Below are 16,180 nucleotides of genomic sequence, written 5' to 3'. Positions count from 1 at the left end.
TGACCGAAAAAAGGCACACAGTGACTGTGTCAACCTAAAGTCTGGATACCAAGATCACGATGATAACTATATGAAGTATTATTTATTGTTACTCGGCGTTTTAGTATTGGCATCTTGTGAGACATTCAATGCGTTTCGTGGCCCTGCCAGTGTAAAACCGAAACATTATATTATTACTATTCACGGTATAGCGGGTTCTCCAGATTCTTTTGAAGGCGTTTTACCAGCTTTAGAAGAGCATTTATATGCCGTAAATCAAAGCTACGACATTTCTTTGCGAAATTTTAAGTATTCGACAGGTGAAAAAACGGCTGAAATCGAGCGTTTTGTCAGTGAATTTGAAAACTATTTAGTTAAAGAAATCCCAGTTTTAAACGACGGCGATAAAATTAGCTTAGTGACGCATTCGCAAGGTGGCCTTGTCGGCTACATTTGGTATTTAAAAGCTTTAGACGGCGTTGATTTAAAACAGCGCGCTTACATGGAAAGAGTGAATGGCTTTGTCACATTAGGTTCTCCATTTTGGGGATCACGTACAACGTTTTTACTTAAAAAATTTATTCCTAATGCAGATATTCAGGATTTCATCTTTGATAAAATGAAATATGGCGAGCAAGAGATCACCGATCTTACCGCCGCTTCTGAAAAGATTTACGGTTACTTCAGCAGAATGGCGCAAAAGAATTACGTGAATATTTATTATGATCCAAGAATGTTAAACATCTCTGGTGTGGTACCAGCCTCTAAAGGCGAAGAGATGGAGAAAAAGAGCAAGTTCTTAAAATTTATTAACGACTTAAAAAAGAAAGTGGTTAAAGTTTTTGACTACCGTTTAAATGTGGGAACGCGTTGGGAATCTGACCAAGCAGTGAATGTATCCAGCGCGCGTCTTGGATTTTACTATTACTCAGATGCGCTAACTCGTTATATGGAACTCGAGAAAAAACATAATTTAACTGTCGAAGATTTTGATTATTCACGTTTCTTTAAAACAGATCCTAAGTACATCTTAGTTGAAGGTGTGCACGCGAAAGCCAGTGGTTATCCTGCTTATGCGATTGCTTCTGTTCCTGAGGAATGTATTGACCCAGGTCAATGTAAACATCCGACGTATTTGTATGTCTTTAAACATTTAGCCAACTGTGAAGATCCGAAAGTGGCGTGCCGTATGGATCGTTACACAGATATCGTTAAACGTTTAGAAGTGGCGAAGTCTACGCTAAGTTTAGAAACCAATGAAATGCTTCGTAATGAAATGCGCACTTTCAATTTAGGTTTAGATTTAGAATTACCTAAAAACTTTGTGCCACCTAAAGATATGTTAGATAGCAAAACTTTAATGAACTATCTGCAGGTCGATTACTATTACGGTAATGATAATAAAAAACATCTGAAGGACGCTAAAAAAGACGGTCTAATTAAGAACTCGCTTCTTAATTACGAAGTTCGTATTGGCCGTTTGAATGAATGGGGTTCGCGTATCATCAATTACTCGGCCGATAAAAACAAACTACAGATTCAATTAACGGGTACAGTTCAGCCGATCTCGACGGCACCGTCGTCATTTGACGTGAATAAAAAGTACCCTCTACAAATGGTTATTAACATTCCGGGGCTTAAAAAGCGTAAATTGGTTATCCCGCTTCAGCCAACCTACACAACGTTCTTGGATTTGCAGCTAGATTAAGCTATATCTTGGGGGGTGAAGATCAAGTTTGATTCAGCCCCTAAACCTGAACATGTTAGCCCATCTGATTGGATGGATTGGACCTGGCAACTGCGCCAGTCGATGAAATCATTAACTGATTTTCAAACGCATTTCACATTATCAGAAAACGAAACGACAGCTTTTGCGGCGAACCAATCGCAGGAAGCCAAACAAGTATTTAATATTCGCGCGACGCCGTACTACGCAAGCTTAGCCCATAAGACTTTAGAACAAGATCCCATCCGAAGAATTCTTATGCCACATGCGGCAGAACTTTCAGATAAGTTTCAAGCCCAGCTTGATCCGTTAGGCGAAAGAAAAAATGCCAATAATCCTGTAGCCCGTGTGGTGCATCGTTATTCTGACCGCGCTTTATTTTTAATTACGGATATTTGTTCGGTGTATTGCCGTTACTGCACGCGCAAACATTTTACCGGAAGCGATCAGGCGTTTATTAAAAACTCTGAATACGAACAAGCGCTCGAATATTTCCGCAATACTAAAGGTCTGCGCGAAATTATTTTATCGGGAGGTGACCCGTTAACAGTTTCAGATCAGCAATTAGAACGAGTCCTCTCTGATTTACGTAAAATCGAACATATCGAAATTATCCGTATCGGCACACGTATGCCAGTAGTGGCGCCAATGCGTGTGACAGAAAACTTAGTTAAAATTTTACGTAAGCATAAGCCAGTTTTTTTAATGACGCATTTTAATCACCCGCGTGAATTAACCGCGGAATCAGCGCAAGCGGTAGAAATGTTTGTTGATCACGGCATTCCGGTGATGAATCAAATGGTGTTGTTAAACGGTGTTAATAATCATCCAGCCATCGTTCAGGCTTTATCACGTAGACTTTTATTCTTGCGCGCAAAACCTTATTACATGTTCCAGTGTGATCCTTCGATTGGGACTGATCACTTGCGTACCTCAATTGATGATTCTTTAGAGATTCAAAAAGAACTCTGGGGTCATTTATCAGGTTTAGCGATGCCGAACTTGTCTGTCGATATTCCCGATGGCGGCGGTAAAGCTTACTACGTTCCAAAGTTTGAAACTTCAGTTTCTGAGGCAGAGCGCACCTTCACCGGTTGGGACGGCGTTCAGTCTGTTTATAAAAATCCAAGCGCTGATCAAATCATTAAGCCCATTGATGCAGAATTGTATCTTCCTGAATGGGAAGAAGTAAAAGCCTCTAAAAAGAATGCACCACCTTTTGCATAATCCTTACTACGAGAGGCAAATGGGTCATCTTGCCTCATGGAAAGGGGCCATGCATGGCGCTAGTTACTTCGATTCGCAACGCTAAAAAAGATCATCTTTTAACTCCAGAAAATTCAGTCTTTGCTTTTATTGATTACCAACCGGAACAATTTCGTGGGGTCACTTCAAGAAATGCGGGTGAATTACTTTTAAATGTCGTAACCCTTGGAAAGATCGTGAAAGCTTTTAATGTACCTTTTGTGCTTTCAACTGTCGGTGTTCAGCTTGGAGTAAATTCCGGAACTCACAAAGACTTAGTCGATGCCCTTCCGCCCACAATTGAAATTGATCGTACCACTTTAAATTCCTGGGAAGATGAAAATTTCATTAGCGCTATCGCAAGAACGGGCCGAAAAAAAATCGTCATGGCAGGGCTGTGGACAGAAGTGTGCGTGGCTTACCCGACATTGGATGCTTTGAAAGACGGGTATGAAGTTTATCCGGTGATTGATGCGATCGGCGGAGTCACAAAAGAAACACATGAAATAGCTGTCGAACGCATGATCCAAGCGGGTGCGGTACCTATTACCGCATTAGCCTTAGCTTGTGAATTACAGCGTGATTGGGCCCGCGGACATGGGCACTCATTAAGAACAATTATGCAGGAATACTTTAGACAAATGCGCTTTCTCAAAGAAAAAGCGCGTGAGTATCGTGATTTTGACCGCGAAGATTCTAATAAATCATCGCAAGTAACGCTCTAAGATCGGTGCGCTCTTGAGAAGTTTTAGCCTGTTTAAGCTCAGCTTTTAAAACAGTCGAGATTTCTTCAGCTTGAGAAGCATCTGCGATATTAGCCGCACGGAAAGTCATAAAACTTGTGATCGCAGCTTTTCTTTCGGCGATTGAGCGAACAAATTCACCTTGTGATTTAGTCATCGCTACTTTTTTTAGTAAGTCGATCACGTTTGCTTCAACATCTAAATTAGCCTCACTAGAGAAGTAATAAGCATTCGCTTGATCATGGCTTAAGTTAGCAGCCACTCTTTGGCGAACTTTAGTAAATGTCACTTCTTGAATGTGCTTAACCACTTCAGCTTGTTTTTCAGTGATCTCGTTTAATAAAGCAACTTGTGCATTTGAATCTAAACCCTCGAAGTATTTCGTCGTTTGCGCCCAGTTTGTAAATGCTGTCTCGTTCGCGATTAATTGCGCTAGCGGAGCTTGCGGAATAGCTTGGTTTGTAAAGATATACTCTAAGCTTGAAAGCACTTGGCCGCGTAAGTTTGCTTCGTTAAACGCTGTGTTTTCTAAAATACCGGGGCTTAAGTTTTTTAACGTTTTTAAGTTAATCGTTGTTGAATAACGTAAGCTATGAGCGCCAGCAAAAGCATAGAAATCAAATAACGCTGATTCACGAGTGAAGAAATCATCGCGAGCGGCTTCGTAGTCTTCTTTTAAAGAAACTTCTTTAGTTTTATCTAATCCAGCAAAAACATCAGCTAAGCCTTCAGTTAAACTTTTAAATAAACCTAATTTATAAGACGGTTTTTCAATTAATTGAATTGTGTCTAACATCCAGTTGTACGGATTAGTGCCTGCATCATATCGGCTGCACGTTGGATCAACGCCACCTTCAGTATTGTCAGATTCTTGGTCGTTACAAGAAGGTAACACCGGGCTATCTTCAAGTGTTTCGCCATTATTGTATAAAGCATCTAAGAATTGGCGGTCGTACTCTAATAACGGGCCTGTCGCCGTATCTACGTTATCAAAAAGGCTCATTTCTAAGTTGTAATGGTTGTAATCCATAATACTTGAAGTGAAGTTGCCGTTTTCATTGATTAATGAGCCCTTGAAGTTGTGATCCATACCAAGACCGTGACCCACTTCGTGCATGATCACGGCTTTTAACACTTCACGTGCTAATTTTTTTAAATCGTCTTCAGATTTTTGTTGGCCGTATAAAACGATTTTAGATAAATCGCGGAAGCAACCAAAGCGTAACGGTGAACCCATAAACGTTTTTGAAGATAACCATTTTTGTTGGGCCGCTACTTTGTCAGACGCTTTATCTTGTTTTTCAGCGAACTGAGCATCTGTCCAATACTCTGTAGCAGTTTTTAACCAAGAAAACGGAATGTAGATGTTTGAGTGAGATTGAATACCTGTTAACGGATCAACAGCTTGTGATTCGTAAGCGGCATCACCATCTTGCACGTTATCCCAAACGATAACGCTGTAACGTGGATCGCCCAGTTTAACACCTTCTGGTAAACGGCCAGCAAATTCTAAACCGTTTGAACCCCACATTTTTTGGAAGTAGCGGTTCCAGCCTTCAACAGAGTTTTGCACGTCTAATAAAACATCGTCTGGTACGTTAGCAGTTACATACCATTTAACAGATTTATTTTTTGCAATATCAAATTTGAAAGCAGCAGGCGCTGCTACCCGGCCATCGTCAGTTTGGCGAAATACTGGAAACCACGCTAAGAATTCAAAACGTTGAGCTAAGCTTTCAGTTTCAGATAGCCATAGCGGTTGGTTTTTGCTTGAAACTAAGTTATCGCGCGGAAATAAACTTTCCATGTGCTCAACGATTTCACCTTTTAAAGTTTCAATCGAAGATTCCATAAGTAAGTAGTTACCATTCGGATCAAATTGAACTGAACGCAACCAAGAAGTACGTGTTACATCAGCTTGTTCGCCCCAAAACATCTGGCGTAAGACCGGAGATGGTTTGTTGATTTCAACGGTGATTGTTTGTAGCGATTCGCCAATGATTTGAAATTCATTAATTAAACGCTCAGGTTTATTCACATCAGATTCAAACTTCCATGATTGGTCGGCTACAAGTTGTAAACGGTCGCCCACTTTACGGAAGAAAGCGATTTCATGCCCCATTGAATAAACTTGGTTATACAACATTGAATCAGCATCGTAGATCGTTGAATGTTGAAGATCAGCGCCGTAAAGAAAATCACGGTTAAAGATTTGTTCTTTATTGAACGTCACCGTAGTTTTCACTTCTTTTGAAGAAGGAGTCATGTGCTCGGCCCACTGGCTCGGAACGATTTTCGCTGAAAGCTTGTGTGATAGTTCTACTTGTTCGATTTTTTCAACAACAGCGTCGTTTGTTTTTTTCGCGCAAGCGCCAAATGCTAGAACAGAAATTAAGGCTAAAGTTAATTGTAACTTCATAGGTATATTCCCCTCAAGATTGGGCTAAGAGGTACCTAACTTGTGAGGGATATTCAATGCAAATTACGGCAATTTATCATAAACAAAAGTTATTAATAATTGCCGTAATTGTGGGCTGTTAAAAAGATGTTATAGGCGTTCTAAACGGGCGTACTTAGCCACAAACTTCTTGATCGTATTATCTTGAAATAACACGCTAATTTTTAAATTATCGCCAGAACCTTCTGTGGCAAAGATCGACCCAGCCCCAAATGTCGGGTGGCGAACCTTCATACCCTTAGCGTAACCGCCTGAAGACGATGACGCTGCCTGCGAATACTCATCGTAATCAGGAAAGCTTTGATGATCGTCGTAAGAGCTTTGTTTTTTGCTGCCCCAGCTGTTCGTTTGGCCAAAACTTCCGTACTCAGAATCGTTATTACGTTGGCCGTAGCGAGAGGCGAAGTTATTCACACCAAACGCTGTCACAGCCGAAGTCTTCTGAAGTAATTCTTTCGGAATTTCACTAATAAAACGAGAAATAGGATTCATTTGCTCTTGGCCCCACACGCGACGAATTTTTGCGTGAGTCATCCAAAGTTTTTTGCGCGCGCGGGTCATGCCTACGTAAGCTAAGCGGCGTTCTTCTTCAAGATCGTGATTTTCGATTTCGTCAGCACCACCACGAATAGACGGAAATAAACTTTCTTCGCAACCTACGATAAACACATACGGATACTCTAAACCTTTAGAGATATGTAGGGTCATCATCGTTACAGCATTTATATTTTGATCCACTTGGTCTTGATCAGAGGCTAACGTCATTTCCTCTAAGTAGTTTGAAAGTGTAGCTTCATCGCCGCGTTCTTTTTCGAACTGTACGATGGCATTGTCTAACTCTTCTAAGTTGTTAATGCGGGCTTCAGCCTCAGTCGTATCTTCTTTTTTTAGGGTGGTCACATATTCAGTGCGGTCTAAAACGATCGAATAGAATTCAGAAAGCTTAAAGCTATCTTTTTGCGAAATTAAACCTTCAGCCAATTCTAAGAAGCGGCGAAGTTTGCCAGTCGTACCAGCGTTAAAAACTTTAGTATCGATCGCTTTTTGAATGGCTTCAAAGAATGAAATTTTCTCACGGGCCGAAATTTCATCCACTTGTTCAACCGTTGTTTTACCAATACCGCGGGCCGGAACGTTGATAATACGTTTAACCGCGATATCGTCTTTAAAGTTAATGGCCATGCGTAAGTACGCAATTAAATCTTTTACTTCGGCACGTTCATAGAAACGAATACCACCGATAAGACGGTAAGGAATCATCAGCGTACGCAATTGTTCTTCCAGAACACGTGATTGGGCATTCGTTCGGTAAAAGATCGCAAAGTTATTTAAACTTTCGCCGACGTTCATTAATTCTTCGATCGACTTAGCCACGTATCTGGCTTCATCGTATTCATTACGCTCTTCGCGCACATGAATTAATTCGCCAGGTTCGTTATTAGTGAATAATGTTTTATCTTTACGTTCAGTGTTGTTAGCAATGACTTTTGTCGCTGCTTTAACAATGTTTGCAGATGAGCGGTAGTTTTCTTCTAACTTTACGACAGTCGCATTCGGAAAATCTTTTTCAAAGTCTAAGATGTTGCTGATATCAGCTCCACGCCAAGAGTAGATTGATTGATCTTCATCACCTACAACGCATAAGTTTTTATGAGCTGAAGCTAACTGCTGAACCAGTAAGTATTGAATACGATTCGTATCCTGATACTCATCCACCATGATGTAGCGGAATGTTTTTTGATACTCTTCAAGTAGCCCAGGATACATCTTAAAAAGTTCATGAGTTTTTAATAACAAATCATCGAAGTCTAAAGCGTTAGCGCGCTTCATTTCCTCTTCGTATCTGGTGTAAACTTCTAATGTTTTTTGATCGATTACGGTTTTAGAACCGTTACGCATATTTTCAGGCGCTAAGCCTAACATTTTAGAATTGCTGATGCGGTGTTGGAAGCTTTTTGGTGGAAACATTTTGTCGTTAATGTTTAACGCCTGCATCACTTTTTTAATTTGCGCTAACTGATCTGAAGAATCGTAAATTGTGAACGGCTTTTTGTAATCAAGCATGTCGACATGGCGACGTAAAATACGCACACAAAAACTATGAAAAGTGCTGATCCAAAGATCGCGGGTAACGGGTACACCGATATCAGAAAGAAGGTTGTAAATACGGTGTTCCATCTCTTGGGCAGCCTTATTGGTAAAGGTCACACAGAGGATTTCTTCAGGGGCGCAGATGCCTTGGCCGATCAAATTGGCCATGCGATGGGTGAGTACTCGGGTCTTACCAGAACCGGCTCCGGCTAGGATCAGCAAAGGACCGTCTAAAGTTTCGACAGCTTTTTTTTGAGTTGGGTTCAAATTTCGTGTAAGGTTTTCAACGACGGTCATTCGGGGTTAAGTCATACCCCTGAAAATTGAGAATTTCGACAAAATACCCTATATTTGACGCAATGAATTTCTCTCGTATTTCTATGCTTTTTTTAGGTGCATTCCTTCTTGCTTTTACGGGCTGTAAACCAGCTCCGAACGAGCAAACGGCTAATGGCGATTTAGCGGTGCAAATTCCTCTATCTGAGGTCTCAAACGGCAATAGTGAATACCTCTTAAAAACGGTCACTCTTAAAGATGTTTCGAATTTACGTGAAGTGCGCGGAAAGTACGCCCAGTTTTTCTATGCTCCGGGTTTAGTTGAAGGCCGCTTATCGGGTGGTTCACCGATCGCTTATTTTGCTAGAACTAAAAACGAAACTTATATCGCTAAAGATGCTTTATCTTTACAAATGGCCACGCTTTATTATCACATGCAAAGCTTAATGACTTGGGCACAGGATTTAGGAATTACGGTAAAAGGTCCATTTCAAATTGGCTTAAATACGAAGATTAAAGGCGACGAATCTGTTCAGGCGAACAATGCTTTTTATGATGGCCGTTCAAAGGCGATGATCTTTGTTCCGTACACAGATCGCGAAATGCCGATTTCTGTGAACGCCGGAATTATCGCGCATGAATTTTTTCATTCGATCTTTTATAGCAAAGTTTTAGGGCCATTAAGCAAAAAGCACGTGACAATCTCACAGCGTTTATCGGATGAAAATGTGCATAGTTTAGAAGGCTGGGGCAAACATAAAAAAATCGCGGCCGGAAATTTATCTGAAGTTGAACTGTTTAATGAGACTTACTTACGTGGTATCAACGAAGGTTTAGCCGACTTCTGGGGTTGGGCTTATACAGATGATCCGGATTTTATTAAGTGGTCGTTGCCAGCTCATGTTAAAAAGCGTAGTTTAAATAAGCCTGCACAGGTGATGTATAAAACTGATCAGGATATCGAAACAGCCGTTGTTGAAGCGCGCAGTATTGCTGATGATCCATCACAGGCTCTATCAAATTTCGTTTACGATGTGGGGACGCCGTATGCGCGTTTTTTAAAAGAACTTGTCACAGTGAAAATGAAAAACGAAGGCTTAATGCGTGCTGATGCTAAAAAAGCTGTAAGCCAGTTTGTTATTCGCTTTATCGAACATCTTGGCCATGATGCTTTGGCTTTAAATAAGTCAGAACGTCTTTCGACTCAGTCATTGTTTAAAGCCGTTGCTGAGGCCGATGCCGGTCGCCAATCACAAGAACAATGTGAGCTTATTATTCAGTATCTAAATTCACCACTGCAAAAAGAAGACGTTATCGCTGCAAAATACACTTGCGAAAAAGAAGAAAACGTAGATTCTTATAAAGTGGTGGCTCCATGATGATTCGTTTTTTTATTTTGTTAAGTCTTTTGGTTTCTGCAGTCTCTGCACAAGCCCAGCATGAAATTCAAATTTATGCGCCGGGTTTTCAATTTCGCTACGAAGAAGGCTCTGATCAAAGCATCGATCTTCGTGGGTATTCGCATTACTCTGTAAACTACATGTATCAAAGTTTGTTGCTGGGAATTGAACACAACAGTTCACAAGACAATACGGGCAGCACTTCGTTAGGCGTAAAAACGCAAATGAAAGAGTGGAATTTCTTAGCTGGATTTAGTTTAGCTAAAATGGAATTTCAAAACGTAACGCCGAATACAAATCTTGAATTATTAATTTTTGGAGTGGTCGGCCAAACAAAAGCAGAAGTTGAAACATCATTAAACGGCCAATCACAAACTGATACGTCTGATTCAGAACAAGTGTTGGGCTTAGGTGGTTTAGTTTTATTTCGCTTAGATTATTTTATCGTGGGGCTTGATACACGTTACATGCAATCAAAAGCCTACGAACCTAATGCAGTTTCAGTCAGCACTGTAAAACTTGGTGTGAATTTCGATTATTAAAATTTCTGGGTATAAAAAATGAAAAAGCTGTTAAGTGGATAACCTAACAGCTTTTTGTGATGCCTGACATCCAGCTTTCGGATTTAGTAGATCCGGAAAGGAGGCAAGCATGCGTAAATCCAATTATTTACGTTATCGACGCCTGCTTAGTATTTCTAAAGAAGTCCTAAGATTATTTTTGATGATCCTTGTGGTCATTATAGTAATTCGAAGTATTTAGAGATCTAGCTTGTTGCACGTTTGTTCCTAGATCTTCTTGATTTGTAATCAAGACCATTGTCCTGTGACGGTGGCACCCTATGGACAGGGGATTTAAAATCCTTGTGTGAACGGTAGCACACGGACACAAAGCTGTTAGGTCTGTCCGCTATGTCAAAAAAAAGAGCCTGACAGTGCAGGCTCTTCATTCGCATTTCTAAATTTTTAAGATCAGAAATTATTTTGCAACTTTTTGTACGAAAGCTGAAGTTAAACGGTTTTTCTCCATTAACTCTTTTTTGTATTCTTGCGCTTCGTTTAAGTTATTAAATAAACCGACTTGCACGCGGTACATTGTTTTACCATTTACATTTGCTGGTACAGCGTTAGCCTTATAACCGCGAGCAACTAATGACTCAGTCATTTTGTTAGCTTCAGCTTCAGAAGGGTATGAACCCACTTGAACTGTGTATGTCGCCATTGTTTTAGCTTTAGCCGGGATACTAGCAACTTCTCTTTCAGGTGTTTCACCATCAGCTTCTGCTAATGTCACTTCTTTGACATCTTTAACTTCTGGTTTAATTGTCTTAATTGTTTTTGTGCCGTGCTCAGCTACAGTTGCCGCTTCGCCGTGACCCGTTGTTGCCGCAGTTGTTTCACCGTGAGTTTCTTCACCTTCAGCTGAAAACTCTTCAGCCATTTTTGCTACGTCAGCATCAGTGATTTCGCCTTCAGAAGCTGTCGTTGTAGCGGCACCTTCAGTGTGCGCTGCATTTTCAATCGTTTGGCGCTCTTCAGTTTTTTTGTTTGGCTCAAGTAACGCAAGACGGTGTTGGTTATCTGAATATTTCTTACCTACGAATGTTCCGATGGAGAACGAGAATAACGAGATAAAGAAAACTAAGGCTAACTCGATAATGCGATTTGTATTCATTGTCATAAATTGCTTCCTGTCAATTTTGGGTATAGCTTACATCTTATCAACAGGCGGAATCTATGGGAAAGTCTAGTTTTGACTCGGTACGATCAAATGAAATCTATAACGAAGCTATGAAGGCTGTATTGGCCGGAAGAGCCTGTTTATTGGGGTATTTTGGTAAAATAAACAACGTCGAAGAGAAAGATAAAGCCGCAGGGCTTGTCAGTGAAGCCGATCGCGAGAGCGAAGCGCTCATTAAGGGGATGTTGGCCAAATCATTTCCCGATTTTGACTTCTTAGGCGAAGAAACAGCTTACCTTGAAGGCAAAGAACAATTCACAGCATCATCGCGCCCACGTTGGATTTTAGATCCTTTAGATGGAACAACAAACTTTGTTCATAAGTTCCCCATTTTTTGTATTTCATTAGCCTTGGAAGTAAATGGTGAAATCGAAGTGGGCATTATCGATATGCCGATGTTGAATCAGACTTTCACTTCCATTCGTGGCCAAGGGGCATGGTGTATTCAGCCCGATGGCACACGTGAAAAGCTGTCTGTTTCTAAAACTGAAAACTTCGAACAAGCTTTTATGGCCACCGGTTTTGTGAATGAAAAACGCGAAGTTTTATCCGAACAATTAAAAATTTTTGAAGACGTTGTGTGGAAAGCCCAAGCCGTGCGTAGACCAGGTGCTGCCGCTTACGATTTAGCACTGATTGCCGCAGGAGTTTTTGATCTTTACTGGGAAAAAAATCTGAAACCGTGGGATTCAGCTGCCGGATTACTTCTTGTTAAAGAAGCAGGTGGCATCATTATCACTTACGAAGGTGAAAACTACGATCCGTTTAAGAAATCTTCGATCGCCGGTAACGAGACCATCGTCCGTAAATTTCAAAAAGAAATCCAACCGATTATTTCAAAATAATTTTGGCCGCTGCGCTGGTTCGGCTTCCTGCCTGGCCTTTCTGACGGCTTCCTGCCGTCAGAGTTTTGTCAAAATTCTGGCTGGACTCCGCCATTGTTTTGGATCTTTTTTGCCGAGACTTTAGTTGGGTCATCTATATTTAAACACTCAAATGTAATTATTTTGACGGTATGTCGTTCTGTCTGGACTTTCATCCGTGGTGTCGCTTTGTCATTCGACAAAGGTCGATTTGGCATTGGCGTTGCTTTGTCATGATATTGGTAAAAGAAGTTTTCATGGAGGAAAACGTGGCTGAAGAAAAAGCAGTAAAGACAGAAGCAGCACAAGCCGGCGATGCAGCCAAAAAGTCTGGACAAAAGCCTATGGTCTTAATCGGCCTGGTGGTTGTGAATATGTTAGTGGTTTTAGCGGTGGGTTTCATGGTTTGGAAAGGCCGTAAGATCGAAGCTGAAAAACCAACAATTGATCACGTTGTGGCTGGTGAAGAAAAAACTAAATTAAAAGAAGACGCCATCAAAGAATCTGAAATCGGTAAAGTTATTCCTCTTGAAACGTTCGTTGTGAACTTAGCAGGCTCTAAAGGCCGTAAAGTTTTAAAAGTGAATATGGAATTAGAAGTTAAAGGTAATAAAGAAGGCGACGGAAATATCATCGCTGAAATTGATACGCGTAAAGCGCAAATCCGCGATTTCATTATTATTATCTTATCAAGCAAGTCTTACGAAGAAGTATCAACGAAAGACGGTAAAGACTTCTTAAGAAATGAAATTAAAGACAATATCAACACGTTCTTATCAAAAGGTAAGATTACCAACGTGTTCTTCACAGAAATTATTTACAACTAATTTATTGGTTTTAGGAGAGACACGGTATGAATCAAATTCTATCGCAAAGTGAAGTAGATGCCCTGTTAGCCGCAGTTTCTGACGGTGATGTTGGCTCATCTGACTCAGGATCTTCTAGTAGTTCTGGCGGTTCAGGTGGCGGCGGCGGTGGCAGCACGGCTTCTGCAGGACCAAAAGACAAAAATGTTATCGCCTATGACTTAACATCGCAAGATAGAATTATTCGTGGAAGACTTCCGCAATTAGAAGTTATCTACGAGAAATTCATGCGTGCGTTTCGTGTATCATTATCTTCAGCTTTAAGAAAAATTGCTTCAATCACATTAACATCAACAGAGTTTATTAAATTCGGTGAGTTCATCAACACCCTCCCGATTCCAACGTGCATGAGCGTCTTGCGTTTTAATAACTTACGTGGATCTGCATTATTCGTGATCGAAGCAAAATTAGCTTACGCGCTGGTCGATTCGTTCTTCGGTGGTTCTGACCGTCCTTATTCTAAATTAGACGGTAAAGAGTTCACGCCGATTGAATTACAGATCGTGAAAAAGGTTGTTGAGCTTGCGATTGGCGATCTTGAGCAGGCTTGGTCAACAATCGAAGTGATCGGTTGTTCGTTCCAACGTACCGAGATCAATCCACAGTTCGTGGGTATCGTGCCTCCGACAGATGTGGTTATCGCATCAACTTTTGACGTTGAGTTAGAAAACATCAACGGAACAGTTTCAATCGTTATTCCGTACGCAACGATTGAGCCGATCAAACAAAAGTTATCTACGGGTTTCCAAGTTGAGTCGGATCAAACAGATAAAAAACTTTGGACAGCGATTATCAAAGAACAATTATTAGATACAGTTGTCGACATCAAAGTAAATCTTGGTGAAACACAAATTCAATTAAAAGACATGATGGATTTAAAAGTAGGGGATGTAATCCCGTTAACTCAAGATTCATCGGGTGAATTAGATATTCAGGTAGAAGAAGTGAAGAAATTCAAAGGCTACTATGGAATTCACCACGGAACAGTGGCTGTGCAAGTCACAAGACAAATTGAGAAATAAACTTAACACGGAGGAAAAAACATCATGAGTAACGATCCAATGGACAAGGTCCTAGAACAGCTTGAAGAACAAGAGCTAGGTGGCGGAAGCGCTGCTGGCGGCGGTTCATCTGCTGGTAATGCAACAAAAGACAGAAATCTAAATTTAATTTTAGATATTCCATTAAAAGTTACAGTAGAGCTTGGCCGCACAAAAATGCCGGTGAGCGAACTACTTAACTTAACTCAAGGTTCAGTGATCGAGCTTATGAAATTAGCCGGTGAACCGATGGAAGTTCTGGTAAATGAAAAACTAATCGCCCGCGGTGAAGCCGTGGTGGTGAATGAAAAATTCGGTGTTCGTTTAACGGATATCATCAGCCCGACAGAAAGAATCGAGCAATTAAAATGATGCAAAAAATAATTTTACCGGTATTGGTTGTTTTATCAGTAGTTTTCGCAAGCTTTGCGCAAGCAGCTGACGAAGTGAATGCGGCGACAGCGACTGCAGGTACTGAAGCGCAAGCTTTAGCTCCGGCAATCACTAAATCAACGCCTGAAAATGAAATTCCGTTAAAGCTTGAAAAAGCCACGACAGGTCAGGAGCAAACATCACAAACTGGTAAGTTATTTTTAACTTTATTTGTCTTAGTAGGTATGGGTGGTGCTGGTTTTTTCTTAGCTAGAAAGTACGCTTTCTCTAATAAAATCAACAAATCCAACATGCAGATCAAAGTTTTAACGCAACATCATTTAGGGGCGAAAAAATCGTTAGCAATTATCCGTGTAGCTGGCGAATCAATCCTAATCGGTGTGACTGATCAAAATATTTCAATGATCAAGTCATTAGCGTTAATCGATGATGAAGTACCTGCTGAATTACCTTCACAAAGCTTTGCCGATACAATGGCTGCTGGTGGCGGTGAACAAATCGTTCAAAGCAAAGAAATTACTGAATTAGCCGGTGAAGTAGAAGATGACTTTTCTTTTGCCGGAATTAAAACAAATGTTTCGCAAAAACTTAAATCCATGAGGAATTTTCAATGATTAAACGATTATCAATCGTTGCATTCTTACTTTCTCTGTTGGTAGGAACATTTGCGTTCGCGCAAGTGACTCTTCCTACGGTGAACTTAGGATTTAAGACGACACAAAATCCCGGTGAAGTTGTAAACGCCATCAAGCTAGTGCTTGTGATGACGGTTTTAACTTTGGCGCCGGCGATTTTAATCATGATGACGGGCTTTACCCGCATCTTGATCGTTTTATCTTTCTTACGCCAAGCGATGGGTGTGCAGCAGTTGCCACCAAATCAATTGTTAGTGGGTTTAAGTTTATTCATCACATTTTTCGTGATGAATCCGGCGATCACTGAAATTAATCAAAAAGCTTTACAGCCTTATATGGCGAATACGATCACTCAGGATCAGGCTTTTGAAAATGCGGTCACACCATTACGTCGTTTCATGTTTTCGCAAACGCGTGATCAAGACTTAGCTTTATTTTTAAAACTTTCTAAAGTTGAACAACCTAAGACTCGTGCGGATGTTCCAACTTTAGTTTTAATCCCAGCGTTTATTATCTCTGAACTTAAAACAGCTTTTATGATCGGTTTTATTATTTTCTTACCGTTCTTAATTATTGATATCTTAGCGGCATCGGTATTGATGTCGATGGGTATGATGATGGTTCCACCGGCTGTGATCGCGCTTCCGTTTAAGATCATGTTATTCGTGATGGTTGACGGTTGGACTTTATTAATCGGTTCGATGGTTCGTAGTTTCGGTTAATTT

At 40.7% G+C, this 16,180-nt stretch carries 14 protein-coding genes; 11 read left to right on the top strand and 3 right to left on the bottom strand.

Features of this window, described 5'->3' with window-relative positions:
* Nucleotides 1-70 precede the first annotated feature (70 nt).
* The 3 genes from ACKWCF_RS13880 to ACKWCF_RS13870 are packed head-to-tail and all read left to right on the top strand — an operon-like array spanning nt 71 to nt 3,675.
* Complete coding sequence (locus tag ACKWCF_RS13880; RefSeq protein ID WP_409478198.1) at nt 71-1,687, top strand: esterase/lipase family protein; 1,617 nt, start codon at nt 71-73, stop codon at nt 1,685-1,687.
* 15 nt (nt 1,688-1,702) lie between these two features.
* A complete protein-coding gene (locus tag ACKWCF_RS13875; protein WP_409478197.1) occupies nt 1,703-2,932 on the top strand; it encodes a KamA family radical SAM protein in 1,230 nt (409 codons plus the stop codon).
* Between the two features lie 53 nt (nt 2,933-2,985).
* Complete coding sequence (locus ACKWCF_RS13870; RefSeq protein WP_409478196.1) at nt 2,986-3,675, top strand: isochorismatase family protein; 690 nt, start codon at nt 2,986-2,988, stop codon at nt 3,673-3,675.
* Here ACKWCF_RS13870 and ACKWCF_RS13865 read toward each other — a convergent pair.
* The gene (locus tag ACKWCF_RS13865) at nt 3,647-6,112 is read right to left on the bottom strand and encodes a zinc-dependent metalloprotease (protein ID WP_409478195.1); all 2,466 of its coding nucleotides are present in this window, start codon (nt 6,110-6,112) and stop codon (nt 3,647-3,649) included. The genes ACKWCF_RS13870 and ACKWCF_RS13865 overlap by 29 nt on opposite strands.
* A gap of 129 nt (nt 6,113-6,241) precedes the next feature.
* A complete protein-coding gene (locus ACKWCF_RS13860; RefSeq protein ID WP_409478194.1) occupies nt 6,242-8,539 on the bottom strand; it encodes an ATP-dependent helicase in 2,298 nt (765 codons plus the stop codon).
* Nucleotides 8,540-8,601: 62 nt separating this feature from the next.
* Between ACKWCF_RS13860 and ACKWCF_RS13855 the strand changes: the two genes are divergently transcribed.
* Both ACKWCF_RS13855 and ACKWCF_RS13850 read left to right on the top strand, forming a co-directional pair.
* On the top strand, nt 8,602-9,897 hold the full coding sequence (locus ACKWCF_RS13855; protein ID WP_409478193.1) for a hypothetical protein: 1,296 nt from the start codon (nt 8,602-8,604) through the stop codon (nt 9,895-9,897).
* Nucleotides 9,894-10,460 (top strand): hypothetical protein, encoded by a 567-nt coding sequence (locus tag ACKWCF_RS13850; protein WP_409478192.1) that lies wholly within the window; start codon nt 9,894-9,896, stop codon nt 10,458-10,460. Before ACKWCF_RS13855 ends, ACKWCF_RS13850 begins: the two co-directional genes overlap by 4 nt.
* Nucleotides 10,461-10,896: 436 nt before the next feature.
* On the opposite strand, the gene ACKWCF_RS13845 is transcribed toward ACKWCF_RS13850, so the two are convergent.
* Nucleotides 10,897-11,598 (bottom strand): SPOR domain-containing protein, encoded by a 702-nt coding sequence (locus ACKWCF_RS13845; protein ID WP_409478191.1) that lies wholly within the window; start codon nt 11,596-11,598, stop codon nt 10,897-10,899.
* Between the two features lie 56 nt (nt 11,599-11,654).
* On the opposite strand from ACKWCF_RS13845, the gene ACKWCF_RS13840 reads away from it, so the two are divergent.
* The 6 genes from ACKWCF_RS13840 (at nt 11,655) to fliP (ending at nt 16,177) form a co-directional block, all read left to right on the top strand.
* The gene (locus ACKWCF_RS13840) at nt 11,655-12,503 is read left to right on the top strand and encodes an inositol monophosphatase family protein (RefSeq protein ID WP_409478190.1); all 849 of its coding nucleotides are present in this window, start codon (nt 11,655-11,657) and stop codon (nt 12,501-12,503) included.
* Between the two features lie 275 nt (nt 12,504-12,778).
* Nucleotides 12,779-13,348, top strand: coding sequence for a flagellar basal body-associated protein FliL (fliL, locus tag ACKWCF_RS13835; RefSeq protein ID WP_409478189.1), 570 nt, complete (start codon nt 12,779-12,781; stop codon nt 13,346-13,348).
* A 26-nt stretch (nt 13,349-13,374) separates the two neighbouring features.
* The gene (gene fliM / locus ACKWCF_RS13830; protein WP_409478188.1) at nt 13,375-14,409 is read left to right on the top strand and encodes a flagellar motor switch protein FliM; all 1,035 of its coding nucleotides are present in this window, start codon (nt 13,375-13,377) and stop codon (nt 14,407-14,409) included.
* A gap of 24 nt (nt 14,410-14,433) precedes the next feature.
* Nucleotides 14,434-14,799 (top strand): flagellar motor switch protein FliN, encoded by a 366-nt coding sequence (gene fliN / locus ACKWCF_RS13825; protein ID WP_409478187.1) that lies wholly within the window; start codon nt 14,434-14,436, stop codon nt 14,797-14,799.
* Nucleotides 14,796-15,434: a FliO/MopB family protein gene (locus ACKWCF_RS13820; protein ID WP_409478186.1), complete on the top strand. Its 639-nt coding sequence runs from the start codon at nt 14,796-14,798 to the stop codon at nt 15,432-15,434. Before fliN ends, ACKWCF_RS13820 begins: the two co-directional genes overlap by 4 nt.
* Complete coding sequence (gene fliP / locus ACKWCF_RS13815) at nt 15,431-16,177, top strand: flagellar type III secretion system pore protein FliP (protein ID WP_409478185.1); 747 nt, start codon at nt 15,431-15,433, stop codon at nt 16,175-16,177. The genes ACKWCF_RS13820 and fliP overlap by 4 nt, the downstream gene beginning before the upstream one ends.
* The last annotated feature ends 3 nt before the right edge of the window (nt 16,178-16,180 follow it).

The sequence above is a fragment of the Pseudobdellovibrio sp. HCB154 genome, from assembly GCF_046267985.1.
Taxonomy (GTDB): Bacteria; Bdellovibrionota; Bdellovibrionia; order Bdellovibrionales; family Bdellovibrionaceae; genus Pseudobdellovibrio.
The sequence above is the reverse complement of the archived record's forward strand: the minus strand, read 5'-3'. Positions and strand labels throughout refer to the sequence as shown.

Bases quoted from the DNA above. Each gene is read 5' to 3' on its own strand.
- ACKWCF_RS13845 (WP_409478191.1), bottom strand. From the start codon at position 11,598: ATGACAATGAATACAAATCGCATTATCGAGTTAGCCTTAGTTTTCTTT.
- ACKWCF_RS13880 (WP_409478198.1), top strand. From the start codon at position 71: ATGAAGTATTATTTATTGTTACTCGGCGTTTTAGTATTGGCATCTTGT.
- fliP (WP_409478185.1), top strand. From the start codon at position 15,431: ATGATTAAACGATTATCAATCGTTGCATTCTTACTTTCTCTGTTGGTA.
- fliM (WP_409478188.1), top strand. From the start codon at position 13,375: ATGAATCAAATTCTATCGCAAAGTGAAGTAGATGCCCTGTTAGCCGCA.
- ACKWCF_RS13865 (WP_409478195.1), bottom strand. From the start codon at position 6,112: ATGAAGTTACAATTAACTTTAGCCTTAATTTCTGTTCTAGCATTTGGC.
- ACKWCF_RS13870 (WP_409478196.1), top strand. From the start codon at position 2,986: ATGGCGCTAGTTACTTCGATTCGCAACGCTAAAAAAGATCATCTTTTA.
- ACKWCF_RS13820 (WP_409478186.1), top strand. From the start codon at position 14,796: ATGATGCAAAAAATAATTTTACCGGTATTGGTTGTTTTATCAGTAGTT.
- fliL (WP_409478189.1), top strand. From the start codon at position 12,779: ATGGAGGAAAACGTGGCTGAAGAAAAAGCAGTAAAGACAGAAGCAGCA.
- ACKWCF_RS13860 (WP_409478194.1), bottom strand. From the start codon at position 8,539: ATGACCGTCGTTGAAAACCTTACACGAAATTTGAACCCAACTCAAAAA.
- ACKWCF_RS13850 (WP_409478192.1), top strand. From the start codon at position 9,894: ATGATGATTCGTTTTTTTATTTTGTTAAGTCTTTTGGTTTCTGCAGTC.
- ACKWCF_RS13855 (WP_409478193.1), top strand. From the start codon at position 8,602: ATGAATTTCTCTCGTATTTCTATGCTTTTTTTAGGTGCATTCCTTCTT.
- ACKWCF_RS13840 (WP_409478190.1), top strand. From the start codon at position 11,655: ATGGGAAAGTCTAGTTTTGACTCGGTACGATCAAATGAAATCTATAAC.
- fliN (WP_409478187.1), top strand. From the start codon at position 14,434: ATGAGTAACGATCCAATGGACAAGGTCCTAGAACAGCTTGAAGAACAA.